Source organism: Candidatus Pelagibacter communis (genome assembly GCF_001180205.1).
Lineage (GTDB): Bacteria > Pseudomonadota > Alphaproteobacteria > Pelagibacterales > Pelagibacteraceae > Pelagibacter > Pelagibacter ubique_O.
The window spans coordinates 1-18,945 of record NZ_CVSU01000021.1 but is presented as its reverse complement, the minus strand read 5'-3'; the positions used below and the strand labels follow the sequence as shown (position 1 = coordinate 18,945).

General features: G+C 31.9%; 19 protein-coding genes. 5 read left to right on the top strand and 14 right to left on the bottom strand.

Annotated features, from left to right (window positions below):
* Genes AMO08_RS00850 through AMO08_RS00830 form a run of 5 tightly spaced genes read left to right on the top strand, consistent with a single transcriptional unit; the run spans nucleotide 1 to nucleotide 3,844 of the window.
* Nucleotides 1–645: a hypothetical protein gene (locus AMO08_RS00850; protein ID WP_075484326.1), complete on the top strand. Its 645-nt coding sequence runs from the start codon at nucleotides 1–3 to the stop codon at nucleotides 643–645.
* A complete protein-coding gene (locus AMO08_RS00845; protein ID WP_075484325.1) occupies nucleotides 638–1,936 on the top strand; it encodes a PQQ-binding-like beta-propeller repeat protein in 1,299 nt (432 codons plus the stop codon). The genes AMO08_RS00850 and AMO08_RS00845 overlap by 8 nt, the downstream gene beginning before the upstream one ends.
* A gap of 2 nt (nucleotides 1,937–1,938) precedes the next feature.
* Nucleotides 1,939–2,370, top strand: a complete 432-nt coding sequence (locus AMO08_RS00840; protein ID WP_075484324.1) for a hypothetical protein — start codon at nucleotides 1,939–1,941, stop codon at nucleotides 2,368–2,370.
* Nucleotides 2,370–3,425: a cell division protein ZapE gene (gene zapE, locus AMO08_RS00835; RefSeq protein WP_075484323.1), complete on the top strand. Its 1,056-nt coding sequence runs from the start codon at nucleotides 2,370–2,372 to the stop codon at nucleotides 3,423–3,425. Before AMO08_RS00840 ends, zapE begins: the two co-directional genes overlap by 1 nt.
* Nucleotides 3,425–3,844, top strand: coding sequence for a secondary thiamine-phosphate synthase enzyme YjbQ (locus AMO08_RS00830; protein WP_075484322.1), 420 nt, complete (start codon nucleotides 3,425–3,427; stop codon nucleotides 3,842–3,844). The genes zapE and AMO08_RS00830 overlap by 1 nt, the downstream gene beginning before the upstream one ends.
* A gap of 8 nt (nucleotides 3,845–3,852) precedes the next feature.
* Here the strand turns inward: AMO08_RS00830 and AMO08_RS00825 are convergent, their stop codons facing one another.
* The 14 genes from AMO08_RS00825 to gcvT all read right to left on the bottom strand — a co-directional run.
* The gene (locus AMO08_RS00825) at nucleotides 3,853–5,274 is read right to left on the bottom strand and encodes a cryptochrome/photolyase family protein (protein ID WP_075484321.1); all 1,422 of its coding nucleotides are present in this window, start codon (nucleotides 5,272–5,274) and stop codon (nucleotides 3,853–3,855) included.
* Between the two features lie 4 nt (nucleotides 5,275–5,278).
* Nucleotides 5,279–6,409, bottom strand: a complete 1,131-nt coding sequence (locus AMO08_RS00820) for a diaminopropionate ammonia-lyase (protein ID WP_075484320.1) — start codon at nucleotides 6,407–6,409, stop codon at nucleotides 5,279–5,281.
* Between the two features lie 3 nt (nucleotides 6,410–6,412).
* Nucleotides 6,413–7,738, bottom strand: a complete 1,326-nt coding sequence (glnT, locus tag AMO08_RS00815; RefSeq protein ID WP_075484319.1) for a type III glutamate--ammonia ligase — start codon at nucleotides 7,736–7,738, stop codon at nucleotides 6,413–6,415.
* A gap of 17 nt (nucleotides 7,739–7,755) precedes the next feature.
* Entirely contained in the window at nucleotides 7,756–7,905 is a 150-nt protein-coding gene (locus tag AMO08_RS05695) for a hypothetical protein (protein ID WP_179850556.1), read from the bottom strand.
* Between the two features lie 58 nt (nucleotides 7,906–7,963).
* Nucleotides 7,964–8,194: a hypothetical protein gene (locus AMO08_RS00810; RefSeq protein ID WP_075484318.1), complete on the bottom strand. Its 231-nt coding sequence runs from the start codon at nucleotides 8,192–8,194 to the stop codon at nucleotides 7,964–7,966.
* Between the two features lie 11 nt (nucleotides 8,195–8,205).
* Nucleotides 8,206–9,606 carry an ammonium transporter gene (locus AMO08_RS00805; protein ID WP_075484317.1) on the bottom strand — a complete coding sequence of 467 codons (1,401 nt, stop codon included), beginning with the start codon at nucleotides 9,604–9,606 and terminating at the stop codon, nucleotides 8,206–8,208.
* Nucleotides 9,607–9,730: 124 nt separating this feature from the next.
* On the bottom strand, nucleotides 9,731–10,141 hold the full coding sequence (locus AMO08_RS00800; protein ID WP_075484316.1) for a hypothetical protein: 411 nt from the start codon (nucleotides 10,139–10,141) through the stop codon (nucleotides 9,731–9,733).
* 8 nt (nucleotides 10,142–10,149) lie between these two features.
* Nucleotides 10,150–11,562: an FMN-binding glutamate synthase family protein gene (locus tag AMO08_RS00795; protein ID WP_072090449.1), complete on the bottom strand. Its 1,413-nt coding sequence runs from the start codon at nucleotides 11,560–11,562 to the stop codon at nucleotides 10,150–10,152.
* Nucleotides 11,562–12,416: a GltB/FmdC/FwdC-like GXGXG domain-containing protein gene (locus tag AMO08_RS00790; protein WP_072090448.1), complete on the bottom strand. Its 855-nt coding sequence runs from the start codon at nucleotides 12,414–12,416 to the stop codon at nucleotides 11,562–11,564. The genes AMO08_RS00795 and AMO08_RS00790 overlap by 1 nt, the downstream gene beginning before the upstream one ends.
* Nucleotides 12,404–13,348: a class II glutamine amidotransferase domain-containing protein gene (locus tag AMO08_RS00785; protein ID WP_075484315.1), complete on the bottom strand. Its 945-nt coding sequence runs from the start codon at nucleotides 13,346–13,348 to the stop codon at nucleotides 12,404–12,406. The genes AMO08_RS00790 and AMO08_RS00785 overlap by 13 nt, the downstream gene beginning before the upstream one ends.
* Before the next feature lie 32 nt (nucleotides 13,349–13,380).
* Nucleotides 13,381–14,850: a glutamine synthetase family protein gene (locus AMO08_RS00780; protein ID WP_075484314.1), complete on the bottom strand. Its 1,470-nt coding sequence runs from the start codon at nucleotides 14,848–14,850 to the stop codon at nucleotides 13,381–13,383.
* A 69-nt stretch (nucleotides 14,851–14,919) separates the two neighbouring features.
* Nucleotides 14,920–16,248: an NAD(P)/FAD-dependent oxidoreductase gene (locus AMO08_RS00775; protein ID WP_075484313.1), complete on the bottom strand. Its 1,329-nt coding sequence runs from the start codon at nucleotides 16,246–16,248 to the stop codon at nucleotides 14,920–14,922.
* Nucleotides 16,249–16,349: 101 nt separating this feature from the next.
* Nucleotides 16,350–16,655: a hypothetical protein gene (locus AMO08_RS00770; RefSeq protein WP_075484312.1), complete on the bottom strand. Its 306-nt coding sequence runs from the start codon at nucleotides 16,653–16,655 to the stop codon at nucleotides 16,350–16,352.
* 55 nt (nucleotides 16,656–16,710) lie between these two features.
* A partial coding sequence (gene gcvT, locus AMO08_RS00765; RefSeq protein ID WP_075484311.1) for a glycine cleavage system aminomethyltransferase GcvT occupies nucleotides 16,711–18,945 on the bottom strand: 2,235 nt, incomplete at its 5' end.

Genomic DNA, 18,945 nt, shown 5'->3' with positions numbered 1-18,945 from the left:
ATGGATGAAGATTTATCAATTATAAACACCAATACAAGAAATGAAAAAATTAAGAATTTTTTTGTAAATAATAAAAATAAAATAATTTCAGGTATAATTATCTTAATAATTATTATAGTTGGCGTTTTTAGTTACGATAAATATTTAATTAATAAAAAAAAAGATATCTCAGATAGTTATAATTCAATAATCATTGATTATTCAGAAAAAACAAAAGAAAAAACAGCTAACAGACTAATTGAAATTATAAACAAGAAAGATCCAACTTATTCACCTTTATCCCTTTATTTCATCATTGATAATAATCTTGTAAGTGATCAGTCCAGAATTAATTCATTATTTGATATATTGATAAACGATACTTCGTTAGACAGTGAGATTAACAACTTAATTATATACAAGAAGGCACTCTACAATGCAGATAACGCTCAGGAGAGTGATCTTCTAAATATGTTAAATCCACTGATCAATTCAAAAAGTGTATGGAAATCACATTCTTTATATTTAATGGCGGAATATTTTTATGCAAATAATCAAAAACAAAAAGCTAAAGAATTTTTCAACCAAATAATAGTTTTAGAAAATTCAAATCCAGATATAAGGCTCCAAGCAGAGAAAAGATTAAACAGAGATTTGAGTGAATAAATTTATTTTTACTTTTATAGCATTTTTTTTTCTTAATAACTGTTCATTTAACGAAAACTCTAGAATTTGGAAAGACAAAGAAAACAAATTAGAAACAGATAAAAAAATAACAAAAGTTTTTGTGGAAGAAAATGTAAATGTTTCAGAATTTAATAGAGATTTAAAATTAGATTTATCATCAATAAAAATAAATAATAAAAAAAATGACAATCTAAATAATCTTGGCTTGCTAAATTACGAAGGTGAATTAACAAAGATTGGTAACTTTAAGTTTTCAAAGTTAGAGGAACTTAATCAATTAGATTTCGAACCGATTTTTTTGAACAATGGAATAATATTTTTTGATAAAAAAGGTTCAATTATTAGGTATGATAATAATCAGAAAGTTATTTGGAAAAAAAACCATTATTCAAAATCTGAAAAAAAATTAAAACCAAAACTTAATTTTTTAGTAGATGGTCAAAATCTTTTAGTAACCGATAGCATAGCAAAATATTATTCTGTGAATATTAGTACAGGAGAATTAAATTGGTCAAATAATAATGATTATCCGTTTAATTCAAACATTAAAAAGCATAAGGATAAAATATTTGTTATTGATTATAAAAATACATTGAGATGTTTTAAAATTAAAGATGGTTCTGAATGTTGGAATTTGCAAACAGAGAACTCATTTACAATTTCAAATATTAAATATTCTTTAATTATTTTAAACGATAATGTTATTTTCAATAATTCTATAGGGGATATTACAGCTGTAGATATTGAAACAGGTTTAATTACATGGCAACTACCTACACAGAGTAGCTCGATAATAAATGAAACTTATAACTTTAAGACTTCTAAACTAGTATCAGATGGAAACTCTATATTTTTTTCAAATAATAAAAATCAGTTTTATTCAATTGATTTAAAAACAGGAACAACAAACTGGATAAATGAAGTTAATTCTAATGTAAAACCTATTTTGGTTGGAAATCTAATTTTTACAATCTCTAATGAAGGTTATTTATATTTAATTGACAAAAATAAAGGCAATATAGTTCGAATTACAGATCTATTTCTGAATTACAAAGATAAAAAAAGAAAAAATATTTATCCAATTGGTTTTGTAATTGGAGACAAAAACATATTTTTAACTAACTCAGATGGCAAGATGATCATAGCCGGGATTGAGGATGGAAAAATAATAAAAATTGAAAAAGTTTCTGGTGGATTAGTATCTGAACCGTTTATATTTAATAACAATTTATATGTAGTAAGAAATGGTTCAATTGTACAATATAACTAAACATGTTTTTAAAATTTTTAGAAAAAATTGGTAGAAAAAAAGTTGTATTAGATAGAGGACCTTCACATCCTAATTTTAAAGAGGCAAAGCCTTGGATGAACCGTTACTATGTTTTGATGAGACATCGACCTAAATGGTTTCCATTTAATATATTAATTCATGAGATGCTAGCAGATGACCATGGAGAAGGAGTTCATAATCATACATTTCCTTATATCACTATAATTTTAAGAGGTGGTTATTGGGAAACATTAAGCACTGGCAAGTTTTGGCGTCCACCAGGGTATATTGGCTTTAGATCGGCAAATAATTTGCATCGAGTAGATTTGGAACCAGGAACCAAACCATTAACTTTATTCATCTCAGGTCCATTTGGGCTAAGAAAAGGACCAAGATCAGAGTATGGTATTGATTTTAAAACTAAAAAAAATTGATGCCAAAAAAATTTGAAAAAGAATTCATATCTTATTGTGAAAATCAAAATTTAGAAGCTAATCCTAATCAAATCAAAGTTATTAAAAATTTAGAAGATTACTATAATAGTAATTACAAATCATTTTTTTTAAAATTATTTTTCAAACAAAAAACTAAAAAAGGATTTTATTTATATGGTGGTGTAGGGGTTGGTAAAACAATGATTTTAAACTTCTTTTATGATCATCTTGAAGAAAAAAAATTAAAAAAGCATTTTAATGAATTTATGTTAGGTTTTCATGATTTTGTCCATGAGCAAAAAGAAAAAAATGAAGAAAATATAATCAATCAATTTGTTAAAAATTTAAAATCAAAAGCTTCATTAGTTTATTTCGATGAGTTCCAAGTAACAAACATTGTTGATGCAATGATTTTAGGAAAACTATTTGAAGAAATTTTTAAAGAAGATATTAAAATTATTCTTACTTCAAACATTAAAATTTCAGAACTTTATAAAGAAGGTCTTCAACGTGAACAATTTATACCTTTTATAAAAATAATGGAAGATCAATCCATTGAGTATGAATTAAAAATTGAGGATGATTATAGAAAATCTAATGATAATCAAAAACAAAGATATTTTTTTCCACTTAATCAAGAAACCAATTTTAAGATTAATAAATTTTTTAGAACCATAACAAAGGATAAAAAACAATCTTCAATAACAATTAATGTCAAAGGAAGAGAATTTAAAATAGAAAACTTTTATGAGGGAATTGTTAGATGTGACTTTAATCATCTTTGTGATCAAAATTTAGGAGCGGAAGATTATTTGGAAATAACTAAAAATTGTAAATTTATGGTAATAGATCAAATACCTCAATTTAACGATGTAAATTCAAATCAACAACAACGTTTTATCACTTTGTTAGATGTAATTTATGATAAAAATATTTCATTAGCAGTTACAGCCGATCAAAATTTAGATCAATTTACCTCTTCAAGATTGTTAGAAAAACCATTTAAACGAACCATTAGTCGTTTATACGAGCTTACATCGAAGGAGTATAATTAATGAAACAAGAATTTTATAATCTTCAAATTAAGACTAATGGTCAAAAGTTATATGAGTTTACTTATGATACAATTCATTGGATTGGTCAAAATAACTTTAAAAATGGTTTTCTTAATCTAAGTATTCAACACACAAGCGCCTCATTAATTGTTCAAGAAAATGCAGATCCAGATGTACAAACAGATTTAATAAATTATTTCGATAAATTAGCTCCTATGGATAACAAACTATATGTTCATACTACGGAGGGAAAAGATGATATGCCTGCACATATTAAATCCGCATTAACAAATAATCAAATTTCTCTAAGTGTCAAAGATAGTGAATTGTTGCTTGGAACTTGGCAGGGCATATATTTATTTGAACACAGATTAGAGGCTCAAAAAAGAACTATAATTCACCATTTTATTGGAGAATAAAATTAAAATCATTTTTTCTTCAAAGATTGAAATGCTTCAAGAGCTGCAGCTCTAGCTTTTTCATGAACAACAATAGGGCCCGGGTAATCTTTGCCAATAATTGTTTTTATAGCTTCTTGATACTTTAATTCCATTTCCCATGGTTTATGAATAAATTTATTTGGAACATTTTTAAGTTCAGGAACCCATTTTTTTACATAATTGCCTTCTTTATCAAATTTTTCACCCTGAAGTATTGGATTGAATATTCTAAAATAAGGTGCTGCATCTGCTCCACAGCCAGCAACCCATTGCCATTGAGCAACATTATTTGCTTTGTTAAAATCTAGTAGACAATTTCTAAAATGCTTTTCACCCTCAGTCCAATTAATTCTCAAATGTTTGACTAAAAACGAGCCAACAACCATTCTTATTCTATTATGCATCCATCCAGTTTCATATAATTCTCTCATACCAGCATCGACAATAGGATAACCGGTCATTCCTCTTTTCCATGCTTTTAAGAATTTCTCGTTTTTTGCCCAAGGGAATTTATCAAATTCCTTTCTAAAATTTCCTTTTAAGAATTCTGGGAAATAATTAATTAAACTATGTGAAAACTCTCTCCAGCCAAGCTCATTAATATATTTTCTATAACCAGTACCTTTTGATTTAATTTCAGAACATTTTTTCCAAATACTGCCTACATGAATTTGACCATGTTTGATGTAGGGAGATAATTTTGAGGTTCCTTCGATAGATGGTATATCTCGAGAAGTTCCATAATCCTTAATTTTATTTTCAATTAAATTTTTTAATATTTTTTTTGAGTCATTTTCTGAAACTTTCCAATATTTTTCAAATTTTTTATACCAATTTTTTTTTGGTAAAATATCATTTGGTTCAATACACTTTTTAAAATATGAAATCTTTTTTGTTTTCTTTTTAATAATATAATTTTTGCTTGTTGGCTTATTTAAATAAACTTGCTCCGCATTTCTCCAAAAAGGTGTAAACACTTTAAAGGGAGTTCCATCATTTTTTGTTATCTCTTGAAATTCGTTTAAAATATTTCCTTTGAAATATTTATAATTAATTTCATTTTTAATAAATAAGTCACGTATTTTTTTTCCTTTAGCTATAACATCTGGCTCATAAATTTTATTCCAATAAACTGAAAGCTTATCCTTTTTATTAAATTTAGAAAAAATTTCTAATTCGTCACCTTTTACTATTTCAAGATTAATTTTATAATCTGATAATTCTTTTTTTAAAGTTTCTAGAGATTTAAAAACCCACCATTTTTGAGCTTCTCTTTTGTTATCAAAATCATTATTATTATAAATATATAATGCAATTACATTATCATGATTTTGTGTTGCAAAAGATAAGGCAGGATTATTTTCAATTCTAAAATCCTCTCTTATCCAAAAAATACCTGTGCTACTCATTGGTTTAATTTTGGTTAATTAACTTTTGATACATTTCTTGATCAGTATCTCCCTCACAACCAAAAACCAAAACATTAGATTTTTCATTTAGATCTAATTTTTCTTTAATTGCTTGATCTTCACAACTCGTAATCAGACTGATTACGCCAGGTGCTGAGTTTTCTCCTGCAATTATTTTATCATCACTAAAGCTTGAATTTCCAAGTAGTTTCATAGTTTTTGCAATATCATCATCTGGTAAACTAATACAATGTTTAACTGAATTTTTGAGTATTTCCCATGGGACTAATGATACTTCACCACAAGACATACCACCCATTAAGCTTTCTCTTTTAATATCTATTTTTTCTATTTTTCCAGTTTTAATGCTTTCCATTACACACGCAGCACTATCAGGTTCAACAACTATAATTGTTGGAACATAGTTTAAATATCTTGCAATACCTGCAACCATGGCAGCAGCCATGCCACCAACGCCAGCTTGTAAAATGATGTGAGTTATTTTCTCTTCCTGGATTTGATTTGCTATCTCCCTCATCATGACTGTATAACCTGCCATTGTATACTTAGGGACGACCATATAATCTTTCCAAGCAACATCCTGAACTATTTGCCAATTATTTTCAGTAGACTGCTTTATGCATTCCATTAATGATTTTTCATAGTTACCTTTTACTTTTACTACATCTGCTCCAAGTGCGGCCATAGCCTTGCCTCTTGCATCACTTACAAATTCACTAATAAATATTTTACAGCTTAGACCTAATCTTTTGGCCCCCCAGGCAACTGATCTTCCATGATTGCCAGCGGTAGCTGTTGCTACTACTATATCTTTATTTCCTTTGGTTACTTTTTCTACTGCATAAGCTCCACCTAAAGCTTTAAAAGATTTTAAATTAAATCTTTTATTTTCATCTTTATAAAAAATTTTATTTAAATTTAATTCTTTTGAAAGTTTATTTAAAGAAATTAAGGGAGTAGGAGAATAACCTTTCCAATTTGAAATACTCTTATAAGCATCATCAATTTCTTCTGAGGTTAAAGAATTGAGAATTTCTTTTTTATTAAATGAATAATTTTGATTGTCAGTAAATTCTGTGTATTTCCATTGATGACCGTTAGATAATATAGTCATGTACTAACAATCTAGAGTATTATCTTTTTCCCACTTTGTAACATCTTTTGTTTTGTCAAAACTATTTTTTGACTTGAATTCATTCATTTCTGAACTTCTTAATTTTATATAACTATTAATCACATCTTTGCTAAAAGCATCATTCATATCTTTATTATTTTTTAATAAATTTAATGATTGTGCAAGTTCATCAGGTAGTTTGGGTAAATCTGGATATTTAGCGTGGTCTTCATACATATTGCAATTCAAAGGTTTGCCTGGATCAACTTTATTTTTTAAACCATATAGACCAGCTGCTAAAACACTTGCCTGCAACAAGTAAGGATTTGCAGAACCATCCATTAATCTTAATTCAAATCTTCCAGGATCAGGAATTCTGATCATGTGTGTTCGATTATTACCTGTATACGAAATACTACTAGGTGACCACGATGCTCCAGATTTTGTAGGTGGTGCATTTATTCTTCTGTAACTATTGATTGTTGGGTTAAAAAACGCAGATAAAGATGAAGCATTTTTAATTACTCCACCTAAAAAATTATAGGCCATTTTACTTAAACCAAGTTCATCCTTACTGTCTAAAAATTTATTTTTACTACCCTGCCAAACTGATACGTGAGCATGACAACCATTACCGGTTAAATTTCCAAATGGTTTAGGCATAAATGTTGCTCTTAATCCGTGCTTTTCAGCAATTGTTTTTACCATAAACTTAAAAAAGGTATGTCTATCTGCAGTTTTTAGGCAATCTGAATAATCCCAATTCATTTCAAATTGTCCGTTAGCATCCTCGTGATCGTTTTGATAAGGGCCCCATCCCATTTTAATCATACAGTCACAAATTTCCTTAATTAAATCATACCTTCTCATTAATGCAGATTGATCATAACAAGGTTTGGATTGTGTATCTCTTGGATCTGCAATTGAGTTGCCATCAGGTGAAATCAAAAAATATTCACACTCAACACCTGATTTCATTGTTAAATTTTGTTTTTTAAGTTTTTTTATCTGCTTTTTTAACATCACTCTTGGTGATGCATCTACTGGTTTGCCATCCATCCACAAGTCAGATGCTAACCATCCAACTTCTTTATTCCATGGAAGTTGAATTAAACTATCTGGGTCGGGAATTCCAAACATGTCTGAGTCTGCGGGTGTCATATCTAACCACGCTGCAAATCCAGCAAAACCAGCTCCTGCATTCTGCATATCCTTTATCGCGTGAGCAGGTACTAATTTTGATCTTAGTACACCAAATAAATCTACAAAACTTATTAAAAAATATTTAATCTTTTTTTGTTTAGCAATTTTAAATAAATTTTTAGACACAACTTAGGTTAACACAATTATTTAAAAAAAGATAAAATTGTTTCTTTATAATAAATTAAATTCACAACAATAATCACAATTACAGCTAGTATCGCACCATACTTAGCCTTAGGAAACGCTACACCTCTCATTTTTGAGGGTCTTAGTTCTTCTTTATTATCTTCCATGAATATTAAATATAAAAAAGGGCGCCACATTTAAGTGGCGCCCAAATTTAAATTTTAATTACCAGTCAGTAATATTGCTTTTATGATCGTTAGCACTATGTCTTTTTCTAGCAAGTCTTGAAAGTTCATCACTTTCCGATTTTGCTGTTAGAATGTGCCAACCAACCCATAAGATCAATGCAATTATTACCAGTATGCCTTCAACAGATCCAGCACCAGGGTAAATTGCGCCAGCAACTTCTTCTGCTGGCTTATTAAGGTGATCTATCCAGTTTGTAACTGTAGCCATATTTTCCTCCTTTACCTGGTTGCAGATGAAACTGCTTTTTCATCTTCTTTAGCAGATTCCATCATTTCATAGTCTAATCCAGCTATCTCAACTTCACGTGGGATTCTTAATTTGCCCATTCCGTTAAGAACTTTAGCTATGATGTAGCCTGGTATTAGTCCAAGAACAACGAACATTATTAATGCTCCGATGAACTGTCCTAATGGATTAATTGTTGCATAAGTTGTTCCGTCCCACATAGCACCAACACTGTAACCAGATGATGGATAACCATTTAAGACAAAACCACAAATAACAAGACCTACAAATCCAGCATAACCATGTACTGCTACGGCACCAACTGCATCATCAATTTTGAACTTACGTTCAACCCAGTAATGTAGTTTGTATGCAATAACAACACCGATCATACCAATGATCATTGCTTGAATTGGGTGATATAAATCATTTCCAGCTGAAGCACAGATCACACCTGCTAGACCACTTGAGTAAGTCCAGAAAGGATCTCCTTTAGCAATCCAATATCCAGCTAACAATCCTCCTGATAATGACATCAAGAAGTTGAATGTAATACCACTAAGTGTAGTAGGCGTTACGTAGATATTTGTTGCTGTCCAGTAAGATATACCTTCCATACCATACTCTGGTCCTAGATCGAAAATAGGTATGTTGCATGCCGCATAAAATCCCCAGAAACCAGTATAAATTAAAAACAATCCTACTGTTACTAACCAAGGATTTCTTGGTCCGATGTTTCTTGGTTCACCGCTAGACGAAAACTTACCAATTCTTGGGCCTAAAACCATTAGAACACCTAAAGCAAATCCACCCGCAATTGCGTGAATTACTCCTGATGCGTACGCATCATGATATCCTAGAAGTTTCAACATCCAACCGTCGAAGTGCCATCCCCATGCAGCATCAATTGTCCAAAATACAGAACCAATTGCAATTGCTAAAATACCAAATGCAAAGGTCGTTATTCTTTCAATGATTGCTCCAGAAACGATGGAAGCAGCTGTCCAAGAGAAAAGTAAAAAGGCAGCCCAGAAGACACCAGAAATGTGGTCTCCTAAATTGACAGCCATTAAATCACTTGTAGCAGTATACCATGTAGCACTAAATGCAGATTCATCTGTAACTAGTGCAGCACTTTCATTCATTATTGATGGTGCTAATCCAGGTCCTGTAGGAAAAGCCCAGTAAATCCACCAACCAAATAAAAACCACGTTACTGTTACTAAAGGTATCAGCATCGTATTTTTCATAAGAGTATGTTGATGGTGTTTGTATCGAGAAGCTCCAACTTCATACATACAGAAACCGACGTGAATTAAGAACATCAGCACCACTGTCACCCAGTAGTAAAATTCTGTAAATATGGTTGTAAGAGCACCTAACTGATCAGTCATATTCTCTCTCCATATTAGTTTATCGAAGCCTATTAAATTTTATGATTCGATACAAATATAAAAACAGTTAAAAACCTAGTCTGTACACTAGGTTTTTAAAAATTATCAACTCTTAATTGAAATATTAAAATTTTAAATATGCTTTTTTTAAATCAACAAGAGGATGTTTTGGAGACATTTGAAACTTTACTAAAAGTTCTCTTGCAATCATATCTCTATCTTGTTGATTATTCGGAAGCTTAATTGAGCTTGGAATAGTAACCCAACCATTCGCATTTCTGCAGAACACTGCTGGCCTATCTTCCTCATAACCCATGTGAACATCTTCTAACCAATTTAAATCATCCCATCCCATCGCTTCTATATATTTCTTAAGAAATGGAGTTAACTTAGAATAGTCCGGTAAAAGATTAACATCGTATCTGTAACCAATAGACTGACCAATCATTTTTTCTCTGGCAGTCTCTTTCTTTTTACCTAACTGACCTTTGATCTCTTTTGTTTTTGCTACTTTTTTATTTTTTTTCTTCGGCATAGTTACCTCTATATTTTGTGGTAGTTATCAACACCAACTGTGTAGTTAGTTCCAGCTAATGGAACTTTTGCTAAAGCTGATGCTTCTGATGTTAAAGCAGCTAAATCTTCAGGTTCTAGAGAATGGATATTTGTTTTTCCACAAGCTCTTGCTAACAACTGAGCTTCTAAAGTCATTGAGTGAAGATAATTGTAAACTCTTAGCGCAGCATCATCAGGATTTAATCTAGCTCTAAGCTTAGGATCTTGTGTTGCAACACCAACTGGACATCTTCCAGTATGACAGTGATAACATTCACCTGCTTTTACTCCCATTTCTTTTTCAAAATTTGCTTCTGGGATGTCTTTGTTACAATTTAATGCAATCATAGACCCTGTACCAATAGCTATTGCATCAGCTCCAAGAGCTAAAGCTTTTGCCATATCAGCACCATCTCTTACACCACCAGCATAAATTAATGTTACTTTTCCAGTTTTTCCGACATCATCGATTGCTCTTCTTGCTTCTCTGATTGCAGCTATACCTGGAATACCAGTGTTTGCAGCAGCGATATGTGGGCCAGCTCCAGTAGAACCTTCCATTCCATCTAAGTAAATAGAGTCAGGATCACATTTTGCAGCCATACGCACATCGTCATAAACTTTAGATGCGCCTAACTTTAATTGAATTGGCACTTTATTTTTTGTTAATTGTCTTAGCTCTTCTACTTTTAAAGCTAAATCATCTGGTCCTAACCAGTCAGGGTGTCTCGCTGGAGATCTTTGGTCAATACCAGATGGTAGTGATCTCATCTCAGCAACTTGGTCAGTAACTTTTTGACCCATTAAATGTCCTCCCATTCCAACTTTTTGACCTTGTCCAATAAACACTTCAATACCGTCTGCTAATTGTGCATGATGAGGATTAAAACCATATCTCGATTGAATACATTGATAGTACCATTTTTCAGAGTATCTTCTTTCATCAGGTATCATTCCACCTTCACCAGAACATGTAGCACTACCTGCCATAGTTGCTCCTCTTGCTAAAGCAGTTTTTGCTTCATAAGAAAGCGCACCAAAACTCATTCCCGTAATATAAACTGGAATATCTAACTCAATTGGATTTTCACATCTTGGTCCAATAACAGTTTTCGTCTCACATTTTTCTCTGTAACCTTCGATTACAAATCTAGTTAGTGTTCCAGGTAAGAAAACTAAATCATCGAAAGTAGGAATTTTTTTCATTAATGCCATTCCTCGCATTCTGTATCTTCCTAATTGAGATTTAATATGAATGTCATCTATTACTTCAGGTGTGAAGATAGCGTTATGACCTAATAAACTTTTATTTCTTTTACCTTCTTCATGCGCATGGACATCAGCTTTTCCACCAACACCTTTTCCATTTTTTTTAACTTTTTTAGATTTTTTCTTAGGCATTATATTGCTCCCTTCTTCTCTGTAGGTTCCAAATTGTCATAATTCCAAAGTTTTTTACCAGCTACAATTTTTTTCATTTTACTAACGTCAAAATTTTCACCAATCTCAGCAACTTTTAATTTTCTTTTTAGCCAATCTTGATCACTTTTAGTTAATTCAGCGTCTACTGCATCACTACCATATGATCCAATTTCTCCACCTACGAAAATTGTCCCATCATACATCGAGTCACCTAAGTTTATTCCTACGTCACCAAGAATAATTATTCTTCCTCTTTGCATCATAAAACCAGTAAAGGCACCAGCATCACCACCAATTATTATAGTTCCACCTTTCATATCAATACCAGTTCTGGCACCAACACTACCTTTGCAAATTAAATCTCCACCTCTAATTGCCGCACCAAAACAAGAACCAGCATTTTTTTCGATCACTACTTTACCAGCCATTAAATTTTCTGCACATGACCATCCAACTCTTCCATTAATTCTAACTATTGGACCATCACAAGAACCCATTCCAAAGTACCCTAAACTTCCTTCAAAAATTAAATTTAGTTTATTTAAAATACCAACTCCAAGACTGTGTTTACCTTGTGGGTTTTTTATTACTATTGTTCCATATCCTTGGCTCATTAAGTTATCGATTTCTTTATTAGCCTCAGGCGCTGTCATGTCTTTAACATCAAGTTCTGTTCTTTTATTAAAATCTACATCGTATGTCCCAAAATAGTAAAAGTTTTCTGCCTCATCAGGATTAAAGAATTTTTGTTGAGTTCTTCCTGTTAAAACCTCAGTATGCATACCCATCGATTGGGCTTTTGATTTTTTTGAAACTGTTTTTAGATTTGCCATACTTTCACCTCCCCATCAAACGGATCATATGTATCAATTTCTTGTGGTAATACAGATCTAATTGCAATTTCTTCAGATCCCATAGCAACCAAATCATCAGACTCATATAACACCAATGGTTTTGCAGCCATAGTATCTTTAGCCATACCTAATGAGTCTTTTGTAGCAACAAAGTAAGTAAAAACACCATCTAAACCAGTTAAAGATGCTTTCATTCCTTCTTCTAAAGTTGCACCGTCTCTCATTTTTTCAGCAAGGTAAACTGCAATTAATTCCGAGTCACACTCTGACATAAATCTCATGCCTTTGTTTTCTAGAACTCTTCTGTTATTCCAGTAGTTAGTTAATTGTCCATTATGAACTACAGATACATCACTAAATGGATATCCCCAAAAAGGGTGGGCAGATTTGATATCTACACCAGACTCTGTAGCCATTCTAGCATGACCTATAGCATGTGTTCCAACAACTTTATCTAAGCTATATCTATCACAAACCATTTTAGCGTTTCCCAGATCTTTAATCACTTCTAAAGATTTACCCATAGAAAGAATTTCAACACCTGGAATACTTTCTATACGTTGTGAAAATTCTAACAGATCTTTAACATTATAATCAATTTCATATCTTAAAGAGTAGGGAAGGGTTCTTTCTTCTTTAACTATTTTAGCTCCCATTTCAGCCAGAGTTTCATCAACAATTTTTTTTCTCTCATCGTAAACAGATACATCCTCCATAACTGATGAACTTCCTTCTCCAACGTTTTCTCCAACTTTAAAACGCATTATGAAGTTTTTTCCATCGGTATCGCCATATAAAGCGTAACCTGTTGAATCTTCTCCTCTATGTTTTAATGCTTGAAGCATACCTTGTAATTCACTTCCAACATTTGAAGATTTCCCTCTATGAATTAAACCTGCTATTCCACACATATATTTATACCCTTTCTATCTATTTCTGTGACCTACGGTAGACAATCAAGATAAGTATCCAGATCCCATTGTGTTGTTGCACCAAGAAATCTTTCCCACTCATCGTTTTTGTACCAATGGAAAACTTTATACATTTCATCTGGCATTGCAGATTTGATTACTTCATCCTCTGCCAGCCTATCCAAAGCTTCACCTAAACTTAATGGAAGTTTTTTTACATCTTTACCAGCTTTTTGAGCTTCATAAATATTTCTAGATTCTGGAGCTGCTGGTTTCATTTTTTTAGTTATACCTTCATCACAAGCTTTTAATAAAGCAGCACCTAATAGATAAGGATTGTGCATAGAGTCTACTGATCTATATTCAAATCTTCCTGGAGCAGAAACTCTTAAACCACAAGTTCTATTTTGATATCCCCAGTCTGCGTAAACAGGAGCCCAAAAACCTTGATCCCATAATCTTCTATAAGAATTTACAGTTGAAGATCCAAGAGCTGTCAATGCTGGTAAGTGCTTCATGATACCTGCAATTGATTGCAAACCAATTTTACCTGGTAATTGCATATCTTTTGTATCTGGCATGAAAGTATTAGTTCCACCTTCAACATAACTAAATACTTCTTCTACACCTGGTAGAGTTTTATTTCCAAGTTTGTTAACTTTTATTTTTCCACCTTTCCATAAAGACATGTTTGTATGACAACCACTAGCAGAAACACCCATAAATGGTTTTGTCATAAAGCAAGCAATTAAATTATGTTCTCTAGCTACTTGAGCACAAATTTGTCTGTAGGTTGACAATCTATCTGCATTTCTTAAAACGTTATCGTAAGTCCAGTTTAACTCTAATTGGCCCGGAGCATCTTCGTGATCTCCTTGAATCATATCAAGACCCATTGCTTTTGCGTACTCAATAACCTTCATAAACACTGGTCTTAATGACTCAAATTGATCAATGTGATAACAGAATGGTTTAGAAAAACCTTTACCTGTAGGTGTTCCATCCTCATTTTTTGTTAACCACATCATTTCAGGCTCAGTACCAACTCTTAATTCTAGACCATGTTTTTTCTTAAATTCATCCATGAAAATTCTTAGATTTCCCCTGCAGTCTGAAGTTAAATGACCGCCTGGATTTTTTCTTTCTTCTCTGTTTCTAAAACAAGTTACAAATACTCTTCCAACTCTTTTATCCCATGGTAATTGAACAAAAGTTTCAGGATCAGGTATTCCAACAAGCTCCATAGCCTCTGGTCCATATCCAATGTAATTATTATGACGATCTAAGAACAAGTTTGCTGTAGCACCGTAAACTAATTGAAATCCTTTTTCAGCTGTTCTTTCCCAGTGATCTGCTGGTATACCTTTACCAACAACTCTACCTGTTACAGAAATGAATTGATAATAAATATAAGTGATGCCAAGTTCATTAATTTTTTCTCTAACTTTTTTAACTAATTTCGCTCTACCTGGCTGGTTAACGTGTTTCTCTAGATCTGTCATTTTCACCCCTCAATGAATTTAATTTATTCAAACGTAGCTGAAAAATTTATTTGTGTCTAGGCTTAGAGTCTAGCTCCAAGGAAACGGACTGTTCGAAGTAGGGTGAAGTTCACCCTTCTCGTAACGGTTGAATCTAAATGGTTTTAATAAATCACTTTCAGTACCAAGAATTTCTTTTGCAACAAGTTCTCCGACCCCAATCATTTTATAACCATGATTGGCATCTGCAATCATGTAAACGTTTTCAAAAAATCTATCAAAGATTGGAAACGAGTCTGGTGTCATACATCCGAGTCCACCCGATGGTCCTTTTCTATATAAATCTGATTTACCTTCAAATCTTTTTTGACAATGCGCTAAAGCTGAACACCACATTTCACTAAATGCGTCTGTTGTTTGATATTCAGGTGACTCAATTCCATAAGGATCAACATTTACTTCATCAAAATGTTTTTTAACTATGTAAGGAGAAGTTCCTCCTTGTACACCCAAACCTTCAATATCAGGTTTGTAATAAATTCCCCAAATTTTATCTGTTAATAATTTTTTAGTTTTGTCTGAATATAATGGAGCAGTCGAGTCTACATGAACCACAGGAGGTTGTTTTCCGTCATTTGTTTTTAGAAAATCTGGCTCAACGCCAATAACACCCTCTTGTAACATCCAGTAAGTCCACATATCCGTCACATGCATTTTACCGTCTTTACCTTTTATGTTAGCCGTTTTAGGTAACTCTAACATATTCCAAAAATCTCTCGCCCATGGACCTGCGCCGATAACAACCTGTTCACACTCAATTGTACCTTTGTCTGTCTCTACTCCTGTAACAGCTTGACTGTTACTTCCTCTTTTAAATCCTGTTACTTTTACACCTTTCATAACCTGTACACCATTTGATGTAGATTTATTTTCAAGTGCTTTAATTGAATCTTTGTTAAATGCGTATCCACCTTTTTTTTCATGAAGTATTGAAGTGATCCCTTGTGCTTGCCAATCATCAAAAATACCTTTCATATAATTTGAACAATCTTTTTCACCTTCAATAAAAACTGACTCGTACCCGATCGCTTTTTGTTGCTCATAAATACTTGCAACATCTTCATGCATTACTTCAGGCGAAATTTGTAAATAACCTACTGGATTATATTTAAATGCTTTAGGATCACTCTCCCAAACTGAAACTGAGTGAGCCATTAACTCTCTCATTGCTGGTTGGAAATAATTATTTCTTACAACACCACAAGCAATTCCGCTTGCACCTGCTGCAGTATCTTTTTTTTCTAATACAATTATGTCACCAGGATTTTTATATGTTTCAGAAAGTTTCCATGCAGTACTTAGTCCGTGAATTCCACCACCGATGATAACTACTTTTGCTTTCGAAGGTAATGTCGTCATGCCAAAACATTATTTTTTGGTAGGGGTAATTAATATAATTTTTTATAGAACTAAAAATTATATATAAAAAATAGATACTTCGAATTTATTTAAAAATTTGGCTAATAACTTATGTTTTTTAAAGTAAGCAAATAATCGTCGAATTCTTGAATAAAAGACTCGCTAGGCATTATATTTTTAATTCGCTGATCAGTTGAAGTTTTTTCAAGTCTAAAGAATCCTTTTTCACAAGCTTCTGTAATTATTAAAGCTGATTTAGGTCTAGAAGTCTTGAATAATTTCGTTTTTAATTCCTCTACCGATAATTTTTTACCTTCTTTATATGCAGACATTACCAGCAACATCATATGATAGTGCGATGGTGATTTTCTAAAAAAGTAATTGCTTGATGTATGAGATTGTCTCATTTGATCTTCCCAAAAATCTAATAGTGTTTTTTTTTTCTTTGGGCATTATTTTTCTTTATGCTCTAACCCTTGATTTTGTTGGGTCATAGAATGGAAACCCAACCACCTTTGCACTAATTCGTTTTTGGTGTCCATCTATTTTTCCTACCTCTACTTCTGTACCTATTTCTGAATACTGTAAATCAATTCTACACAGAGCAACATTTTTATTTAAGGTTGATGATAAACATCCGCTAGTAACAATACCTACTTGTGATCTCCCTACATGCACACAGTCTCCATGGCCTGCAATTTCTTTTCCTACAAGTTCTAAACCAACAAGTTTTTTTTGTGGATTGGCTTTTCTTTTAATTAATTCTTCTTTACCAATAAAATCCTCTTCTTTAGTTTTTAAAGGCACTGCAAAGCCGATGCCAGCTTCAAAAGGATCTTGTTGTCCATCAAATTCATTTCCAAATAAAATTAACCCTGCTTCAATTCTAAGTTTGTCTAATGCAGCAAATCCAGCTGGTATCAAGCCATCATCTTTTCCAGCTTCCATTAATTTATCCCAAACTTCAGGAGCATGTTTTGGATGACACCATATTTCATAACCCAATTCTCCGGTATAACCAGTTCTTGAAACAATTAAAGGAATTCCTTGTAATTCTTCTATTCTGCAAATGGTAAACCTAAACCATCCTAATTCATCGATCGATGGTTGTGTGGGTGGTGTAAAAATAATTTTTTTTAAAATTTCTCTACTTTTCGGTCCTTGTAAAGAAACGTTGCTTATTTGATCTGTAGAATTTTTAACATTGGCATTGAAATTTTTTTTCTTAGCAATTTCTTTTAACCATTCTCCAGCATATTCATCACCACAAATCCATCTAAAACCTGTTTCGCTTAATCTTAGGAGAGTTCCATCGTCAAACATCATTCCATTTTCATAACACATTGCAGAATAAACCACCTGTCCAACAGAAAGTTTTTTTATATTTCTTGTAAGTGTGTAGTTCATTAACTCCTCTGCATCAGGACCTATTATTTCAAATTTTCTTAGTGATGATAGATCAATTAATACAGCATCGTTTCTGCAAGCATTATATTCATTAACTAAACCATGTTTGGTATAATCATTTGGTAACCAAAAACCTCTTGCATCAACAAAGTTTCTAGTAAGTTTTGAAGTTCTTTCGTAAAATCCAGAATTTCTAGTTAATTTTTTTTCTGAGTCTGTTTTCATTCGAAAAGCAAATGATTTACTAAATTCTTTATTTTTATCATAAGTTCTAACAAAAATATCTGTAGGATTCCACGAATTACATGCATCAATATCACTAGGACAAGCTGTAGTTCCAATTGTTAAATCTTTTAAAGCTCTAAACATTACATAATCTCCTGGTCTAGAATATGACTCATCGGATATCACAGAATTTAAACCTGCAGCAGAAGTATTAAAAAAAAGGTTAATCGCATGCCAACCTTTTTGTTTTTGTACTCCAAATTTTGACATGCTTTCAGTCAAATTATCTGAACAGTTTGGGTGACCAAAATATCCTGCGTCTTCATAATATTTTGAAGTACATGCTAGGTTAAAAGTATCATGTTTTCCCACTGTATCTCTTATAACCTCAACGAGAGGCTCATGGTCTGTATCATAAAATTTTGAATGCAATCCAGGTCCAGGAAAAGTATTGCCCATAAATGTTCTTGTAGTTTGCCAGTCCAATCCTTTTTCAATTCCTTTTTCTAATTTTCTTGTATCAAATGCTACGAAGTCAGAACACTGTCTTCCAGTTGGACTGATTACTTGAATATAATCACCTTCTTTTACTTGGTATGATATAGAAGTTTCTTTATTTATATTTTCTTCATACAAAGGTTCAAAGACTGGATCTGGTATTACATTTAATTCTTTATCATTAACGATTTTAGATCTTTTAATAAAAATTGTTAAATCAGTTGGAGGATTTTGATTTGTGACATCCATATCCTCACCAGGTGCTGCAAAAATAGCATAACACTTATCTTTTGATTTAAATTTGATACTTTCTCCTGCTTTAGAATCTGGATCAAATATAATTGAAGATTTTGAATCTGAAATATTTAAGTTTCTTTTTTTTAATTGATGATTTGTCGCTAATATTGTTTCATCTTTACCATTAAGAATATTTCTAATGAAATTTTTTTCATTGTTTGATTTTAAATTTAAAATTCCAACATCAGATTTACCATCCTTATTAAAACAAATGATTTCACAAATTTGATTACCTTCATTATTAATAATTTCTAATTCATCATCTGGAAA

Bases quoted from the DNA above. Each gene is read 5' to 3' on its own strand.
- AMO08_RS00850 (WP_075484326.1), top strand. From the start codon at position 1: ATGGATGAAGATTTATCAATTATAAACACCAATACAAGAAATGAAAAA.
- AMO08_RS00840 (WP_075484324.1), top strand. From the start codon at position 1,939: ATGTTTTTAAAATTTTTAGAAAAAATTGGTAGAAAAAAAGTTGTATTA.
- zapE (WP_075484323.1), top strand. From the start codon at position 2,370: ATGCCAAAAAAATTTGAAAAAGAATTCATATCTTATTGTGAAAATCAA.
- AMO08_RS00830 (WP_075484322.1), top strand. From the start codon at position 3,425: ATGAAACAAGAATTTTATAATCTTCAAATTAAGACTAATGGTCAAAAG.
- AMO08_RS00825 (WP_075484321.1), bottom strand. From the start codon at position 5,274: ATGAGTAGCACAGGTATTTTTTGGATAAGAGAGGATTTTAGAATTGAA.
- AMO08_RS00820 (WP_075484320.1), bottom strand. From the start codon at position 6,409: ATGACTATATTATCTAACGGTCATCAATGGAAATACACAGAATTTACT.
- AMO08_RS05695 (WP_179850556.1), bottom strand. From the start codon at position 7,905: ATGGAAGATAATAAAGAAGAACTAAGACCCTCAAAAATGAGAGGTGTA.
- AMO08_RS00810 (WP_075484318.1), bottom strand. From the start codon at position 8,194: ATGGCTACAGTTACAAACTGGATAGATCACCTTAATAAGCCAGCAGAA.
- AMO08_RS00805 (WP_075484317.1), bottom strand. From the start codon at position 9,606: ATGACTGATCAGTTAGGTGCTCTTACAACCATATTTACAGAATTTTAC.
- AMO08_RS00800 (WP_075484316.1), bottom strand. From the start codon at position 10,141: ATGCCGAAGAAAAAAAATAAAAAAGTAGCAAAAACAAAAGAGATCAAA.
- AMO08_RS00795 (WP_072090449.1), bottom strand. From the start codon at position 11,562: ATGCCTAAGAAAAAATCTAAAAAAGTTAAAAAAAATGGAAAAGGTGTT.
- AMO08_RS00790 (WP_072090448.1), bottom strand. From the start codon at position 12,416: ATGGCAAATCTAAAAACAGTTTCAAAAAAATCAAAAGCCCAATCGATG.
- AMO08_RS00785 (WP_075484315.1), bottom strand. From the start codon at position 13,348: ATGTGTGGAATAGCAGGTTTAATTCATAGAGGGAAATCTTCAAATGTT.
- AMO08_RS00780 (WP_075484314.1), bottom strand. From the start codon at position 14,850: ATGACAGATCTAGAGAAACACGTTAACCAGCCAGGTAGAGCGAAATTA.
- AMO08_RS00775 (WP_075484313.1), bottom strand. From the start codon at position 16,248: ATGACGACATTACCTTCGAAAGCAAAAGTAGTTATCATCGGTGGTGGA.
- AMO08_RS00770 (WP_075484312.1), bottom strand. From the start codon at position 16,655: ATGAGACAATCTCATACATCAAGCAATTACTTTTTTAGAAAATCACCA.